This window comes from Lentzea sp. HUAS TT2, assembly GCF_051853195.1.
Lineage (GTDB): Bacteria > Actinomycetota > Actinomycetes > Mycobacteriales > Pseudonocardiaceae > Lentzea.
In genome coordinates, this window is sequence record NZ_CP196667.1 from 787,304 (window position 1) to 802,776 (window position 15,473).

The window sequence follows — 15,473 nt, forward strand, 5'->3', positions numbered from 1 at the left end:
GGTCAGACGGGTGCGTCGTGGTGTCGCCCCCACGTCCTCGTACTGGTTGTACGGGGGCGTGGGGGCGGCGCCGCGAGGCGCCCTGCTGAGCGCGAATACGCCGCCAACGTTCCGAGTCGCGCCGCTAGCCGCGCACGGCGGCAAGCGCCTGTTCGTACAGCTCGAACGCATCAACCTTGCCGCCGTGGCGGACCCACAGCTCCGACGCGGCGTCGACGCACGCGAAGACCGTCGCGATGACCCCCACCGCGCGGGCGTCCGGGATCTCACCGGACTCGATGCCCATCCGCTTCTCGATCGCGGGGACCAGGGAACGCTGCCACCTCAACCGCTTCTCCAGGTACCTGGAGTGCAGCGACGGGTTGGTGAAGATCAGCCCGGAGATCTCCAAGACCCGCCGCGGGGTGTGGTTGCCCGCGGTGAGGAGCGTGGTGAACCCGGCCCGCAGAGCGTCCCAGGTGGACACTTCGGGCGGCTGGGCCTCGACCGTGGCCACCAGCAGGTCGCCCAGCGCGTCCTGCTCGCCGCATACCAGGTCCTCCTTGGTGCCGAAGTACCGGAACAGCGAGCGCTGCGAGACACCTGCCCTCGTGGCGACCTGGGCCATGGTGGTCGCCTCGTACCCCTGCTCTGCGAACAGGGTCAGGGCCGTGTCGACGATCTCGGCGACGACGGCCTGACGCGACCGGTCCCACAGCGTCGACGACTTCTCCATGAGCCCCACTCTAACCGCGCTGCACCATCCGCCCGATCATCCTGGCGCCCATCGCACGGGAGGCCAGGTGGCGTCCGGCGAACGCCAGCACCCGGTTCATCCGGCCCGAGATGACCCCGACCGGCGTGACCCGGCGGTCCAGGGCGCGCAACGCGGTCGTGACCACCTCGCCCGCGGTCTGCATCCGCAGTCCCCCTGTCATGTCCTCGCTGCCGGCCACCTCGAAGAACTCGGTGCGCGTCGCTCCCGGTGAGAGCACCATGACGCGCAGGCCCGTGCCGCGCGACTCGATCCACAGGCCCTCGGTGAAGCTCACCACGAACGCCTTCGTCGCGCCGTAGACCGACGACCAGGGCGTCGCCTGGTAGGCCGCCATGCTCGCCACGTTCACGAGGAAGCCGTGACCGTTGGCGCGCAACGACTCGATGAACGCCCTGCTGATCTCGACCACGGCGTTGACGTCGACCGCGACCTCCTGCCGCAGCCGTTCGGGCTCCTCCTCGTGGAACGCCCCGAAGTTCCCGAACCCGGCGTTGTTGATGACGCTGGTGACGCCGAACCCGGCGACCTCCTGCGCCAGCCGCTCGCCGATGCCCGGCTGGGCGAGGTCCGCGGCCACGACGTGCACGGTCGTGCCGTGTGCCGCCCGCAGCTCTCCGGCCAGCTCCTCCAGCCTGTCCTTGCGGCGCGCGACGAGCACGAGGCCCGATCCGCGTGCCGCCAGCTGCCGCGCGAACTCCGCGCCGATGCCCGCGCTCGCCCCGGTGACCAGCACCGTCTGCTTCTTGAAGTCGACTCCCATAACGACACCGTACGCCAGCCTGGCAGTCACTGCCAAGCTGGCGTCAGATGCCTACGGTCAGTCCCCCCAGGCCAGCCCGCGCTTGGCGACCGTCTCGGAACGGCCGATCTGCACGGTGCGCACCGGCAGCGTGCCGCCGTTCGCGTAGATCCGGACGTCGTTCTGGCTCGCCCCGACCACGTCACCGGACGCGGCCTGAGTGAGTCCCGCGTTGTGTTCTGCACGTAGACGGTCGTGTGCGGTGCGGCGTGCGCGACGGCGGGCATCGCGATCGCGGCGAGTGCCGCCGCGCCGAGTCCGATGAGCAGTCTCATGTTCTCCCCTGGTGGTCGTGACCTTGCGGGGAACAGCCTGCTCAGCGGTCTTTCGGTCACCTTCGGGTCGTTTCAGGGCCGTCTTTCTGCTCCTAGCAGAACGGCCCTTTGCGGCGGCCGTCGTGCTGTCACCATGACGACATGGCGGAGATCCTGGACTTCACACGCACACCGGAGCCCCTGTGGCGCGAAGCCCTGGGCCGCAAGCTTCGCGAGACCAGGGAGGAACGCGGCGACCGCCTGGTCGACGTGGCCGACCGGGCCGGCATCTCGGTGCAGTACCTGTCCGAGATCGAGCGCGGCCGCAAGGAGCCGTCGAGCGAGATGATCGCGGCGGTCGCCGGTGCCCTGGGCATCGACCTGGCCGATCTGCTCATCGGCATCGCCGGCCAGGTCCGCAACCTCCGCGCCGGCTACCTGCGGACCGGCAGCCAGTTCCACACCTCACGCCCGACGGGCCGCCCCTCGGGTCCGGTGGCGATGGCCTGGGCCGCGTAGCAACGCCGCCGCGCCCTTCCAGCCACGCACGATCAGACCCGCTGGTCGAGCACGCGGTCCACCAGCCCGTACTCGACCGCGCCCGCCGCGTCGAACACGCGGTCCCGGTCGGTGTCGTGGCGCAGTTCGGCCACGGTCCGGCCGGTGTGCCTGGCCAGGATCGCCTCCAGCTGTGTGCGCACCCGCACCACCTCGTCCGCCGCGAGGATGAGGTCCGGGATCGTGCCCCGCCCCTGCGCCGCCGGCTGGTGCAACACGACCCTGGAGTGCGGCAGCACGGACCGCCGCCCCTCCGCCCCCGCGGCCAGCAGCACGGCACCGGCCGCAACCGCTTGCCCCACGCACGTCGTGGCGACCGGCGCCTTGATGTAGCGCATGGTGTCGTACAGCGCGAGCATCGCGGACGGGTCGCCGCCCTCGCAGTTGATGTAGAGGTTGATCTCCAGGTCCGGGTTGTCCGCCTCCAGGTGGAACAGTTGGGCGATCAACGCGTTGGCGACCCCGGAGTCGATCCCGGTGCCCAGGTAGACGATCCGCTCGGACAGCAGGTGCGAGTAGACGTCCATGATCCGCTCGCCACGCGCGTCCCGCGTGATGACGTTGGGAATGGTGTAGCTGCTCATGCGACGGCTCCCGAGTGCAGTCCCAGCTTGTGCATGCGGACGGGCACGACCTGCCCGAGGTCGCTCACGACGTGGTCGATGAACCCGTACTCCTGCGCCTGCGCGGTGGTGAACCACCGGTCGTGCAGCGAGTCGGTGAAGATGCGGTCGAACGGCTGGCCGGTGTCCTCCGCGATCAGCCCGAGCACGGTGTCCCGGGTGTGCCGCAGGTCGTCCGCCTGCACCTCCACCTCGACGGCCGAGCCACCGATGCCCGCACTCCCCTGGTGCATCAGGATCCGCGCGTGCGGCAACGCGAACCGCTTGCCCGGCGTCCCCGCCGACAGCAGGAACTGCCCGGCACTACAGGCCAACCCCAACGCCAGCGTCGCCACGTCACACGGCACCAACCGCATGACGTCACGAATGGCCAGCATCGAGGGCACCGACCCACCCGGCGAGTTGATCCAGAGAGCGATGTCCTGGCGCGGGTCCTCACTGGCCAACGACAGCATCTGGGTCATGAGCACGGTGCCGTTGTCGTCGTCCAGCGCACCGTCGAGGATCAGGACGCGCTGGCCGAAGAACCTGTCGCGCAGCCCTGGGGTGAAGAGCTTCTCGGTGGTCGTCATGGGATCGACGATGCCGAACGGTGCGGTGGGTTCGCCGCTTTCTCTGCTGACGGCAGATCAGCCCACAGCAGCGCTCTCAGACCGCCAGCACCCGTTGGTAGGTGGCGGCCACCGGTTCGTCGTCGCCGCGCTGTACGACCTCTCCCCCGGACTCGACCCAGGAGTGAAATGTCAGCGGATCGCGCGAGTGCCCGAAGCACCAGTCGAGCCCTTGCCGTCTCGCCGCCCCCAACAGCACAGTCGTGAGTGACAACTCCATGCACGCCATCCGTCCGGGGAACCAGCGGCTCATCGCGTGCGCGAGTTCGAGCACCGCCAAGCCTTCGGTGACGGTCGCGGGCCGACGCACCAGGTTCCGCTTGAGCCAGAGCACCACGGCGATCGACGCCCGCAACGGCAACCTCAGCAACACCACAGCGGCGAGCAGGCAGCCCACCGCCAACGCCCGGTCTCCCGTCCTGGCGGAGACGTCCTGCCGCTCCGGCAACGCGATCGGCACACCGCCCGCGCGCCGCGCCAGCCGGAGGAGGTCCCGTTCCACGAGATCGGTCACCATCCGATCCACGTCGACGCGCAACGCCTCGGCATCGACAGCGGGGAAGCGCGTCTCCAACGCCGCCACCGCACAACCGAGGTCGCCGGTGCGCCGAAGCTCGTCGAACACGACGCGCCCGGTCTCGTTCAGCAGGTGCCACCGCCCGGTGTGAGCGTTGAGCAGGACCATGTCTCCGCGCTCGCCACGCGTCACGTGCACGCTGGACGGAACCACGAAGTCAGACATCGGCGTCACCTCTGGTCAACTCGCGCAGCCACAACTCGACGGCGAGCACTTGGTTAAGCGGAGCCCACGCCGTCTCCAGCCCTCGCGCCGCGCGTTCCAGTGCCCGCCGCACCCGCACCGGCTCGATCAGCCCGATCTCCGCGCTGACCGGCTCGTCCAACATCTTCCGCAACGCGGTCAGGTTCCGTCGCAGCCCCTGATAGGAGGTGACCGTGTAGTCGCCTTTGGTCCGCCTCCCGAACACAGCCTGAGGCACCACGCCCGCCAACGCTTTGCGCAGCAACGGTTTCGGGCTGGTAGGGTCACACCGCCGCCATGCGGGAAGACTCAGGCACACCCGCACCACCTCGGAGTCCAGAAACGGCGCGTGCACCTCCACGCCTTGCGCCGCACCGGTTTCTCTCACAGCTCGCTGGGTAGCCCCCGCGAAGTCCAACTGCACCAGCGTCGTCCGATCGCACGCGTCCATGCGGTCGTCGTCCTCCGCGGCCGCGATCAACTGCCGGGAGAGTGCTTCCCGTGCCCGTGGTGCAAGCCAATCGCACAGCGGCACCCCCCACGAGGTGATGTTGTGCTCTTCCCAGGACGGCACGAACGACTCGGGGTGCGCCCGCTCCAACTGCCGGACGAATCCCGTCAGCCCTTGCCGCCGATTCGTCGACGCCAGCGCCACGGACTTCCTGAACAGCGCGAGGGGCGACCGTTGCCGCAGCCTCCCCCACGCCGAACAGCGCTGCCACAGCGTCGCGAAGTCCCTGTGTCGGGCAAGATCCACAAAGTAACCCAGCGGCGCACCGAGCACGAGGTCGCCGCCCTCACCGACCAGGTGGACCATGGCACCCAGCGAAGCAGCCGCAGCCACGCGCAGTCTCGTCGGGCCCATCGCCAGGTAGCTCGGATGCGGCAGTTCGGCCGCAGACGGCCAACTCTGGTACGGAAGATGCTCCCCTGTGCCCACAACGACGTGGTGCTTCAGCCTCGGGTCTAGCCGCCCGCACAGCTCCGCGTGCCTCAGGTCGTCATCGACCGGCGCTCCGTCTTGTGCATATGTGACAACAGGAACCGCTTCGTTGTGAGGTGCCGCCAGAAATGCGAGTGACGTGGAATCCAGGCCCCCGCTGAAGTCCGAGGACATCTTGGAGTCAATGGAAGTCCTTGCCGACACGGCAATGCGTAGACACTCTCTCAACTCTTCGGCGCAGTCATCGAAAGTCGTGTCCGCCACGGCGGTCAATGGTGTGGCGGTCATCCGACTCATCCCATCCGCGCTCCACCTCAAGGCCGCACCCGGTTCAAGTTGCCGAACACCGTGAAAAGCGGTCCTGCTCACCAGCAACTCGGGAACCAGCGGATACACGATCTGCGCGGCCAGATGGCCCAGGTCCAACCGGACCCCGATCTGCTCAGCCACCGCGTGCGCACGTGAGCCGAACACGACGTCGCCTCCGGAAGTGGACACGTAAAGTGGAAACTGAGCCGAGGCATCAGACGCAAGACCGACCTGCTGATCACGGACCACCACAGCGGAGTACGCGCCAGGCAACGACATCAGGGCACGGAGATCACCACTTCGCACTCGCACGAGGTCGTCATCGGCGAAGCAGTGTCCGATGAGGACGGTGGTGCGATCCCGGCCCTCTACGACGCGGCACTCACCGCGATCGATCGACACCCGGCCGCCGCCGGCCCGTCCCGGGTCCCGCACGGCTCGGCCGATCAGCTGAACGACTGCCCGCTGGCGTCGCCGGAGCCGCTGGAACTGCCACGAGTCACCTGCACGACTTTTCCGGCATCGAAGACGGCCGGTGGTTCGTAGAGCGAAATCTGCGGGTCTTCGACTTCGGGGAAGCCATCATCATCGCTGGTCATGGCCATTCGCCCCCTAGGTAAATCCGGAGAGTTCGCGCCAAGTGACTTTCAGCAACAGCCTACGGGCCTTGCGACGGTCCCTGAAGGGCCGAGTGGGGGAAGTGCGCGCACCAACGTGTCGCAGGAGTGGACAATCCAACTCCGCGACCGGTTCGAGTACCCCTGGAGCCCAGGTTCCATTCTGGTAGAGCCCAACCAGCTTCGTATGCGGCCCGCCAGGGTAGCGGCTATGGTCGATGCTTCAAAAAGCTACCCAGCGTCACTCCAGTCACGACACTTGTTTACGATCTTGCAACCCGCCCTGCTTCGACTTGAAGATACACTAAGATAGACTTGATTGGGTGCTGATGACTTCACAAGACGGCAGGGTGCACGACGCGCGCGAGTTGCTGAGCACAAAGCCAGAGTCGGTCCGCGAAGGCAACAAGCGAAGGGTCATCCGCGCAGTAATGGCACAGCCCTCGACCCAGGTGCAGATCGCCAAGCGCACGCACCTGTCCCAGGGCACCGTCTCAGGCGTCGTGCAGGAACTCGTGGACGATAACGTGTTCCGCGTCGACGGGAGCGACGGCGAACGAGGCAAACGCATCAGCATCGGATCGGTGCGTGGCGTGGCGGTGGGCGTCGAGGTCGGGCACGACAGGCTGACGGTCGCAGTCCGGCGCGTCGACTCCGAGGAAACGCTGGACAGCACGGTGAACTTCGGGGCGACCCAGGGCATGGACGCGTGGCGCCGCGAATGCGTCTTGATGATCAAGGACCTGGTGGCACGAACCGGCCTCGGCACAGAGCACATCGTGTCCATCGGACTCGGCATCCCCGCGGCCATCGACCCCCGCAGCGGCGAGATCTCCCAGGTCGCCTCCTCCCTCGACTGGGACCTGCAGGGCAATCCCATGCAGTGGTTCGAGGAGAGCTTCCCGAAAGTCCCGGTCATCCCAGACAACGAGTGCAACTTCGCAGCCTTCGGCGAGCACCTCTACGGACACGGCCGGGACCGCGAGACCCTGCTCTTCGTGAAGTCGTCCGCCGGCATCGGCGCGGGGCTCATCATCGCCGGAGCGATCACCCGCGGACGACACGGCCTAGCCGGCGAAATCGGTCACCTCACGATGGACCCTCGTGGCGACGTGTGCCGCTGCGGCAGCCGCGGTTGTCTGGAGACTCTCGTCGGTGGAGCAAGACTGGTCGAGCAGGTCCGCATCGCCTACACGGGACATCGCGTCAACCTTCCCAACAACCTCGAGAACCTCATCAGGCGCGCGAAGGACGGCAACAAGGTCTGTAGAACAGTGCTGAAAATCGCCGCCGACAACATCGGCCTGGCGCTGGCCAGGGTCTGCAACATCATCAACCCCGAACTCGTCGTGATCGGGGGCGAACTCGGCCAAGCGGGCGACCTGGTGGCCGTTCCGGCCAGTGAGACCTTCCAACAGAACGCGCTGGAAGGCATGTTCAAGCACGTCAGCCCGACCGAGGTCAAGCTGTCCGAGCAGGGCATGCTCGCAGGCCCGCTGGGCGCACTCGCCTTCGCGCTGCAGGTCGACCATCAACCCAGCTGAGGTTTGGACCTAAACCTGCAACTCGAACTTCATGAATCTTTGATTTGAAGATATGCTAAGCCTCGGGAACTGGACACGCGAACCGAGGGCGGGCTGCACGATGCTGTGGACCAACACGTCAAGACCACCGTTGCGGACACTCGCGGACCGAGACTCGCGAGTGTCCTCACCGGCTCCGCGAGATCTCGCCCACCGGCTGCCGGACGCGCTGCGCGGCCGAACATCTCGCGTGACCGGTGAACGCTGTGGACCATGACCCGCCCGATCTGGGCCCGGCCGCTCACGACGCGCTCGACTGGGAGACATGCCCCAGCGAGCTGATCATCTACTGCTTCACGCGGACGCTCGTCTCCGCGATCCAGCTCTATCAAGAGCTGCGGGTGTTCGAGGGCGATCCCGAGGTCAAACTCGTGTGGGTCATCTGCCCCGGATCCCGGTTCAAACGGGAGATCGACGACTGGCTTCGCACCAAGGAGATCAAGCCGATCCCCTACAACACGGCAGCTGCCGGCCGTCGCGATCTGATCCTTACGACGAGTGAATGGATCGACCCCCTCCCCTTCGCGCCGACGCCCATCCTGGTCCTGCTCCACGGCGTGGGGTTCCACAAGTTCGTGAAGGACCGCGACACCGGCGAGTACCGACTCTCCGGCCTCGCCCGGCCCGAGGGCCTGATAACCGGCCAGACCACCCAGACGGTCACCCACCCCGACCAGGTCCGCCAGTTGGCCGAGGCCTGCGAGCACACCGTCGGCCGAACCGCCTTCGTGGGAGACAGCAACTTCGACCTCTTGTGCGCCAGCCGGGGTGAACGCGCGACCTACCGGAAGGCTCTGGGCGTCACCGATGACCAGCGCCTCATCACTTTGAGTTCGACCTGGGGCCGCAGTTCCCTGTTCGGCCGACGATCCAAGCTGATCGATCTGCTCCTCGCCCAACTTCCGTGTGAGCGTTATCGGCTGGCGATCTTCCTGCACCCTGCGGTGTGGTCTTTCGAGGGCACCAGCGAGATCCTGCGGCGGCTGAAGCCCCACATCGAGTCCGGCAGGCTGATGGTCATCCCCACAGCGGCGGGCTGGCACGCGACGGTTCTCGCCAGCGACCTGGTGATCGGCGACTTCGGCTCGACGAGCCTCTACAGCGCGATGATGGACATCCCGCTGTTGCTAGCCACCTTCAGCAAGAACGTCGTGCCCGGCACCGTGATGGCCGATCTGGGCAACGGCATGGCAAGTCCCATCGTCCTCGGCCTCGACCTGCGGGAGCAGATCGAGGCCGAGATCGAACGGCACGACCACTCCAGGGCAGCCCACCTGGTCGAGCGGCTGATCACCCACCCCGGACGGTCGGCTGAACTCCTGCGTGACCTCTGCTTCCGCACTGCCAGGAAGAAGGTCCAGCCACGCGAGTTCGAGGTGTGTTCGGCGCCGGCGCCCGAGCCGTACCGCCACGCGGCGCACTACTTCAAGTTCGACTTCCGGGTCGACGGCACGGAAGTCACTGGCGATCTCTACCTCGCCCCCTTTCGCGAGAAGCTCGGCCTCACCGGAGAACGGCTCCTGGCCGAAGTCGGCGGAAACGTCCTGAAGCGCTACGCCAACGCTTCCGTCATATTCGACCCGACGCCCGCCTCCGCCGGCTCCACCAAGGCTCACCTGACCGAGCTGTCCCAGCGGTACCCGGGCTGCCGGGTCGTGGCGGTCCTCCGGGACGACAGCAGCTGCGAGATCCTCACGTGGGACGGACGCCAGTTCCGGGTGACCTGCGACAGGGGGTTGCCCGCGCGGATGCTCGCGGTTGCCTGCTACTCACTCGTCGTCGCGCAGCAGGAGCTGTACGGTGAGTTCACGCTGCGCACCAGCCTGGGTGTGGCCACGATGACCGTGACCCCTGTCTAGACGGTCAACCTCTGCAGGTGGGCGACGAGACCTTCGAGGTTCGGCGCGCCACTGGCCCGGCGGATGTGCAGCACCCTCGTCAGGTTCTCCCGCGCCGAGTACAGATCTCCCTCGTACTCAGCCACTTCCGCGAGAGCCTCTCTGGCCTCCGCTTCGTAGTGCGCGGCCTTGGATCGGGTGAACACACCGACCGCGGTTTCGAGTTCACGCCTGGCCGCCGCCGTGTCACCACTGCGGAAATGGGCGACCCCCAGGCTGATGGAGCCACGACCTGCCATTCGGACATCGTCGACTTCGAGCAACAAGCGGTGAGCGCGTTGGAGGATTTCCAAAGCGGCCGTCTGGTCGCCGCCTGAACTGACGGCACGGCCGAGGAAGTAAGTCGCCAGCGCGACTCCTCTTCGCTCACCGGCTTCGGTGTTGCGGTCGATCGCGCGTTGATATGCCTCGGCGGAACTGCTCGGATCGACCTGATCCCGATATCTGCCGGTGAACTCCCACACCGAGGCGATCAGGACGGTGTGCTCGGATCGTTCGGCCAGTACCAGCGCCCGTTCGAGGAGCGTCCGGGCGCGATCCAGCTCTCCCAGCTCGGTGTACGCCCTCGACACGACGCTGAGCAGCCGCGCCTCCGCTGCCGCGTTGCCCGCGCGATCCGCGGCCGCCGCACCGATCTCGCTCGCCTCGATCCAGTCGTCGAGGAAACGGCGGTTGAGGTACAACGCGTGCAACGATTCACAAAGCTGCCAGACCGAGTCGTCCCAGCCCTGCTCCGCCAGTGCGTGCAGGACGGCGAGCAGGTTGCCCCGCTCGTCGCACAGCCAGTCGAGTGCCGCGGCCTTGCCCGTCTCGCCGGGGAACGGATCGGGCTCGCCCTCCAACAGGTGCCCCAGATCCCCGATGCGCATCCGCTTTCCCATCGCCGCACGGTCAGCGAACGCGGACTTGCGGAGGTAATGGGTGCGAATGCGGTCGAGCACCGATTCCCGTCGCTCAGCCGAATCTTCGTCCATCGAGCGTTCTCGTGCGTGCAACCGGACGAGGTCGTGCATCGCGAATCCGTGGCCGGGCAACTCGTCCAGGAACGAGGCGTCGACGAGCACGTCCAACGACCGCCTCGCCTGTGCGGGAGAAAGGGCGAGGACGACCGAGGCCACTTCGACGCTGACCTTTCTCACCGGAGCGATCCCCAGCCCTCGGTAGAGCGCCGATGCTTCAGCCGGAAGTGTGCGGTAGGCGTTGTCGAAGACAGCAGACACGAGCGGTTCACCTCGCAACGAGAAAGCCGCCAGCCTTGTGGCCTCGTCCGCGAGCTCGCCTGCAAGGCAGGCGATCGATAGCTGCGGCCGCGACATCAACCGCGCGGCGACGATGCGCAGCGCCACGGGAAGTCCGGCGCAGAAGCCCACGAGCTTCGTCGCCACCTGCGCCTCGGCCAGCACTCGTGCCGGGCCGCAGAGCTCCCTCAACAACGACAGACCGCTCCGATCGTCGAGCGGTTCCAACGAGAGCAGATGTGCGCCGTCTAACGCGAGCTCGGAAAGCCTGTCGCTGCTCGTGACGAGGACGACGCTGCCGTTCGAGTTCGGCAGGAACGGTGGTACTTGGGCGGGTTCCGTGACGTCGTCGAGCACGACGAGCACGGGCGCCGACGAAGTCACCGTCCGGAACAGGTTGGCACGAGCGGAAAGCGTCGCCGGGATGTGTTCGTGCTGCACGCCGAGCGCCAGCAGGCAATCGGCCAGCGCGTCGTTCACCGGAGCGCCGGAATCGGTGCGGACCGCCGCGTAGTCGACGTAGAGCTGACCGCCGGAGAAGCGCTCGCCCCACTCGTGCACCCATCGACGGACGACCGCCGTTTTGCCCACACCCGCCAGACCGCTGATCACGACGATCTGCCTGGGCGCCGACGCCCCCCTGAGCAGCAGCTTGTCCAAAGTGGACAAAGTAGTTTCGCGATCGACGAACCCCCGTGGCATCGGAGGGACCTGGCGCGGCCGTTCGGCGGGGCCGCCTGACTGGTGCACCACCACATCGCCCGTCAACGAGCCGATCTGCACCGCGTTGCCGGTCACTTGACGCACCGTGTTGCGCATGGTGGACCGCATGATCCGTCCGTCAGGGTTCGGTTCGTCCATCGCAGCTCCAGGACTCAAGTCTCCTGTCGGACTTCGGTGGCCGCCTGTCGGACCACCATACCAAGGACGGCCCCAAACATCCGCTCTGCAGTAGCCCTTCCACCCAGCTCATCACCGGAACGGAGGACAACGTTGCTACTCGGCGGTGGTCCTGGTGTCCGACGATGGGACGTACTCGTCCGCCGGGCGGCCCGGCACGTCCACGTCCACGGCGAACAGGGCGCCGTCGTGCAGGCTCGGGCGACGCAGGCCGTACTTCGCGGTGGTGATGAAGAGACGGCTCAGGTCGGGGCCGCCCAGGCAGACGCTCGTGGGCTGGCGGGCGGGGAGCGTCACCTCGCGGTCCAGCTGGCCGTCGGGGCGGTAGCGGCGCACCACGGACGCTCCCCAGAAGGCGATCCAGACGTTGCCGATCACGTCGGTGGTCATGCCGTCCGGGGTGTGGTTGGAGGTGTGCAGGAAGACGCGGCGGGCGCCCAGTTCGCCGTCGCGGCTCACGTCGAAGCGGTGGACGGTGCCGCGGGCGCTGTCGGCCAGGTAGAGGTACTTGCCGTCCGGGGAGAACGCCGGGCCGTTCGGGATCGTCAGTCCTTTGAGGACTGGCGCGGGGGCACCGAGGCGGCGCAGGGCGCCGGTGCCCTGTTCGGCGTCGTAGGACATGGTCGTGACCCAGAAGCGGCCCTGGGGATCGGCCACGGCGTCGTTGACGCGCATGCCCTCGCCCGCGAAGTCCTGTTGCTGTGGGCCGTTCAGGAGTCCTGCGCCGGTTCCGATCGCGGCCACCAGTTCGTCGCTACCTCGTACTGGCGCTACAGCGCCTACGGGTGCCAGGAGTGTGGCCAGCTCGGTGAACGGGGCCGGGATGGTGCCGCGGGTTTCGAGGACTCGGCCTGCCAGCAGGTCTACCACGACGAGCCTGCCGTTGATCCAGCGGGCGCCTTCACCCAGTTCGAGTTGTTCGAAGTTCCACTGCGTCAGCGTCATCGGACGGTGCTCCCCGCTTGCAGGTCCAGCAGTTCCAGGTCAGTGCGGGTGGGCAGGCCCTGCCAGTCGCCTGGGGTCGCGACGGCGAACGCGGCCACGGCGTTGCCGCGCCGGACCCGGTCGCCGGGGTCGAGACCGTCGAGGCGCGCGGAGAGGTAGCCGGCCACGAACGCGTCGCCCGCGCCGGTGGTGTCGGCGACGGTGACGCGGTGGGCCTCGGCCGACCACGACCCGTCCGGCGTGTGCACGGTCGCGCCGTCTGCGCCGTGCTTCACCACGACCTCCGGGACCTCGTGGTCGCCGGCGATCGGGATTTCGTCGTCGGACGCGATCAGCACGTCGACGTTCTTCAGCAACGGTCCGATTGTTTCGGCGGCCCGCGTTGTGGTCCAGAGCTTCGAGCGGAAGTTGACGTCGAGGCTGACGGTGCTGCCGGCCTGCCTGCCCAGGTCGATCGCCTCTGTCACGGCGGCGAGCGCGGACTCGCTCAGCGCGGGCGTGATGCCCGTGACGTGCACGATCCGGGGGACACCGAGGTCGAACGAGCGCCGCACGTCCTCAACGGACAGTCTCGACCTCGCGCATCCCTTGCGGTAGTAGAGAACCCGGGTGATGTCGGCGGTGCGCGGCTCGAAGAAGATCAGGCCCGTCGACGCGTCCCGGGTGATCCGGGCGGCCTGGACGTCCACCTGTTCGGCGAGCAGCGTGCGGCGGATGAGCGATCCGATCTCGTCGGCGCCCGTCACCCCTGTCCAGCGCACGGCGTGGCCGAGGCGCGCGAGACCGATGGCCACGTTCGACTCGGCACCGGCGACGGTCAGCTCCGCGGTCCCTCCCAGGCGGAACGGACCGGCGGCGCGGAACGCCCCCATGGTCTCGCCCAGGGTGAGCACGTCGGTCATGCAACTCCTTCCACGAGAGCAGTGATCGTCAGCCGCCAGCGCACCGATCCCGAGGCGGGCACCACCGCGACCGGGCAGCTGGTGTCCGCGCGGTCGAAGGTGCGCCCGAGCATGGGTTCCACGCCGATGCTGCGGTACGGGTCGTCTTCGGGCCAGCCCCTCAGGTTGCGCCACAACGCGATCGAGACCGGCTGATCAGCGCACTCGACGTGGAGGTCGAGGTGCTGATCTCCGTCGACCACGCGGATCTGCCCACGTTCGAGAATCGCGCCGGTGGCGGTGCCGTCGTCGGGACCGAGCGAGTCGAGGCCCGCCGGCCAGAGGTGCTCCGCGGGAATCGGATCGGTGATCAGCACGGAAGTGCCGACCGGGGCAACCAATCGGGCAAATCGGCTCACGTCGAGGAGGGCGTGGGCGGCCCAGACAAAGCGGTAGCCGGGGGTGGCGCGCAGTTCGTAGTCGGCGACGATCGCACCGGCTTCGGCACCGAGGGTGCGACTGAGAGTGAAGTCGGGACAGTCCACTCGGGCCTGGGTGGGGGTTTCCTGCCAGGGACGGCTCCAGGCGTCGCCGTGATCAGGCAGGCCCCGGATGGTGGGGACGCACTCCTCCAGGCCGCCCGCGTCGACAAAGGCGGCGTTCGGGGTCGCGTCGGCCCGAGTGGGCGCGTGGCGGTGCCAGAGCCACTCGCGGTGGGCTGTGCGGAGCGAAGTCCAACGGCCGCCGAGGTGGTTGTCCACCTCGGCGTACAGCGGCACAACCCTTGTGACCTGCACGGTTCATCCCTGGCGTGATCAAATCAGTAGTTAATTACTAATTTATCTTGCCATGGGGTGCCGCCAGGACCAACTGTCAGCTCGTCGTGCAGGTCGTTCCGTTGAGGGTGAAGGCGTCCGGCGGGGTGTTGCGACCTCGGGCGGAGCCCAGGAAACCGATCGAGACTTCGGCGCCTGGCTGGATGGTCCGGTTGTGGCCGGCGGCGGTGGCGGTCACCGTCGATCCCCGCTGGGACGCGGAGGCGTTCCACGTGTCGCGGACGGTCTGGCCGTCGGCGAAGGTCCAGCGCAGGGACCAGTCGGTGATCGGGGTGCGGCCGGTGTTCCTGATGGTGATCTGGGCCTGGAAGCCGCCCTGCCACTGGTCGGCGCGGTAGCTCACGGCGCACGGGGGCGGAGGCGGCTGGGTCGTCACGACCGGGGGTGGCTGGGTGGTCGTGGGAATGACGCGCTGGGAGCGGTCGGGTTGCTGTTGTAACGCGCTGGTGGGGGTTGTCGTGGTGGTGGCGGTCGAGGACGGGGTGGCGTCCATGCCGTTGCACGGGGTGCCCCAGAGTCCTCGGTCGCCGCGGGCGGCGGCCAGTTCGGCTTCGGCCAACGAACCTGCGGCGTCCTGGGCGCGCAGGACGCCTTCTTTCACCGCCAGCAGGGCGTAGTCGGTGCCGTCCTCGAGGCGGAGGTTGACCTCACCCGGGGTCATGGCGCTGACGCGAACCTGCTTGGCGAGCAACCACTTCTCGGCGAACGTGCGGGCGCCGGCGGCCCAGCAGTCGGCGGGCTCGGCGAGCTGGGAGATCTGGACGCGTTCGCCGCCGTCCAGTTCGATAGTGCGGCCGTCGACCACAGCGCGCACAGAGGCGGACATCTCGCCGCGCGAGTCGTTGATCAGCGTCGGCACCTGCAACTGCACCGACGCCGACATCGGACGTGACGGGCTCTCGGTCGTGCACGCGCACGCCAGCAGAACCACGAGAAAAGACAAGGACTTCCGAGACACCTA

At 67.8% G+C, this 15,473-nt stretch carries 16 protein-coding genes; 3 read left to right on the forward strand and 13 right to left on the reverse strand.

Features of this window, described 5'->3' with window-relative positions; genetic code table 11:
* Positions 1–124: 124 nt before the first annotated feature.
* The 3 genes from ACSHWB_RS04005 to ACSHWB_RS04015 are packed head-to-tail and all read right to left on the reverse strand — an operon-like array spanning position 125 to position 1,697.
* Positions 125–715 carry a TetR/AcrR family transcriptional regulator gene (locus tag ACSHWB_RS04005; protein ID WP_439660735.1) on the reverse strand — a complete coding sequence of 197 codons (591 nt, stop codon included), beginning with the start codon at positions 713–715 and terminating at the stop codon, positions 125–127.
* A gap of 10 nt (positions 716–725) precedes the next feature.
* The gene (locus ACSHWB_RS04010; RefSeq protein WP_439660736.1) at positions 726–1,517 is read right to left on the reverse strand and encodes an SDR family NAD(P)-dependent oxidoreductase; all 792 of its coding nucleotides are present in this window, start codon (positions 1,515–1,517) and stop codon (positions 726–728) included.
* Positions 1,518–1,574: 57 nt separating this feature from the next.
* Positions 1,575–1,697, reverse strand: coding sequence for a hypothetical protein (locus ACSHWB_RS04015; protein WP_439660737.1), 123 nt, complete (start codon positions 1,695–1,697; stop codon positions 1,575–1,577).
* 275 nt (positions 1,698–1,972) lie between these two features.
* On the opposite strand from ACSHWB_RS04015, the gene ACSHWB_RS04020 reads away from it, so the two are divergent.
* Positions 1,973–2,329: a helix-turn-helix domain-containing protein gene (locus ACSHWB_RS04020; protein ID WP_439660738.1), complete on the forward strand. Its 357-nt coding sequence runs from the start codon at positions 1,973–1,975 to the stop codon at positions 2,327–2,329.
* 32 nt (positions 2,330–2,361) lie between these two features.
* Here the strand turns inward: ACSHWB_RS04020 and ACSHWB_RS04025 are convergent, their stop codons facing one another.
* The 5 genes from ACSHWB_RS04025 to ACSHWB_RS04045 form a co-directional block, all read right to left on the reverse strand.
* Positions 2,362–2,952 (reverse strand): ClpP family protease, encoded by a 591-nt coding sequence (locus ACSHWB_RS04025; RefSeq protein ID WP_439660739.1) that lies wholly within the window; start codon positions 2,950–2,952, stop codon positions 2,362–2,364.
* Positions 2,949–3,563, reverse strand: a complete 615-nt coding sequence (locus ACSHWB_RS04030) for a ClpP family protease (protein WP_439660740.1) — start codon at positions 3,561–3,563, stop codon at positions 2,949–2,951. The genes ACSHWB_RS04025 and ACSHWB_RS04030 overlap by 4 nt, the downstream gene beginning before the upstream one ends.
* 76 nt (positions 3,564–3,639) lie before the next feature.
* Entirely contained in the window at positions 3,640–4,344 is a 705-nt protein-coding gene (locus ACSHWB_RS04035; RefSeq protein ID WP_439660741.1) for a lasso peptide biosynthesis B2 protein, read from the reverse strand.
* Positions 4,337–6,016: an albusnodin/ikarugamycin family macrolactam cyclase gene (locus ACSHWB_RS04040; RefSeq protein WP_439660742.1), complete on the reverse strand. Its 1,680-nt coding sequence runs from the start codon at positions 6,014–6,016 to the stop codon at positions 4,337–4,339. Before ACSHWB_RS04040 ends, ACSHWB_RS04035 begins: the two co-directional genes overlap by 8 nt.
* Positions 6,017–6,060: 44 nt before the next feature.
* Positions 6,061–6,213 carry a lasso RiPP family leader peptide-containing protein gene (locus tag ACSHWB_RS04045; protein WP_439660743.1) on the reverse strand — a complete coding sequence of 51 codons (153 nt, stop codon included), beginning with the start codon at positions 6,211–6,213 and terminating at the stop codon, positions 6,061–6,063.
* 368 nt (positions 6,214–6,581) lie between these two features.
* Between ACSHWB_RS04045 and ACSHWB_RS04050 the strand changes: the two genes are divergently transcribed.
* Complete coding sequence (locus ACSHWB_RS04050) at positions 6,582–7,775, forward strand: ROK family transcriptional regulator (protein ID WP_439660744.1); 1,194 nt, start codon at positions 6,582–6,584, stop codon at positions 7,773–7,775.
* Positions 7,776–8,020: 245 nt separating this feature from the next.
* Complete coding sequence (locus ACSHWB_RS04055; protein ID WP_439660745.1) at positions 8,021–9,673, forward strand: hypothetical protein; 1,653 nt, start codon at positions 8,021–8,023, stop codon at positions 9,671–9,673.
* Here the strand turns inward: ACSHWB_RS04055 and ACSHWB_RS04060 are convergent.
* The 5 genes from ACSHWB_RS04060 to ACSHWB_RS04080 form a co-directional block, all read right to left on the reverse strand.
* Positions 9,670–11,811 (reverse strand): NB-ARC domain-containing protein, encoded by a 2,142-nt coding sequence (locus ACSHWB_RS04060; protein WP_439660746.1) that lies wholly within the window; start codon positions 11,809–11,811, stop codon positions 9,670–9,672. The genes ACSHWB_RS04055 and ACSHWB_RS04060 overlap by 4 nt on opposite strands.
* A 135-nt stretch (positions 11,812–11,946) precedes the next feature.
* Positions 11,947–12,795, reverse strand: a complete 849-nt coding sequence (locus ACSHWB_RS04065) for an SMP-30/gluconolactonase/LRE family protein (protein WP_439660747.1) — start codon at positions 12,793–12,795, stop codon at positions 11,947–11,949.
* Positions 12,792–13,697, reverse strand: a complete 906-nt coding sequence (locus ACSHWB_RS04070; RefSeq protein WP_439660748.1) for a sugar kinase — start codon at positions 13,695–13,697, stop codon at positions 12,792–12,794. The genes ACSHWB_RS04065 and ACSHWB_RS04070 overlap by 4 nt, the downstream gene beginning before the upstream one ends.
* Positions 13,694–14,473, reverse strand: a complete 780-nt coding sequence (locus ACSHWB_RS04075) for a hypothetical protein (RefSeq protein ID WP_439660749.1) — start codon at positions 14,471–14,473, stop codon at positions 13,694–13,696. The genes ACSHWB_RS04070 and ACSHWB_RS04075 overlap by 4 nt, the downstream gene beginning before the upstream one ends.
* A 76-nt stretch (positions 14,474–14,549) precedes the next feature.
* A complete protein-coding gene (locus tag ACSHWB_RS04080; RefSeq protein WP_439660750.1) occupies positions 14,550–15,470 on the reverse strand; it encodes a cellulose binding domain-containing protein in 921 nt (306 codons plus the stop codon).
* Positions 15,471–15,473: the final 3 nt, after the last annotated feature.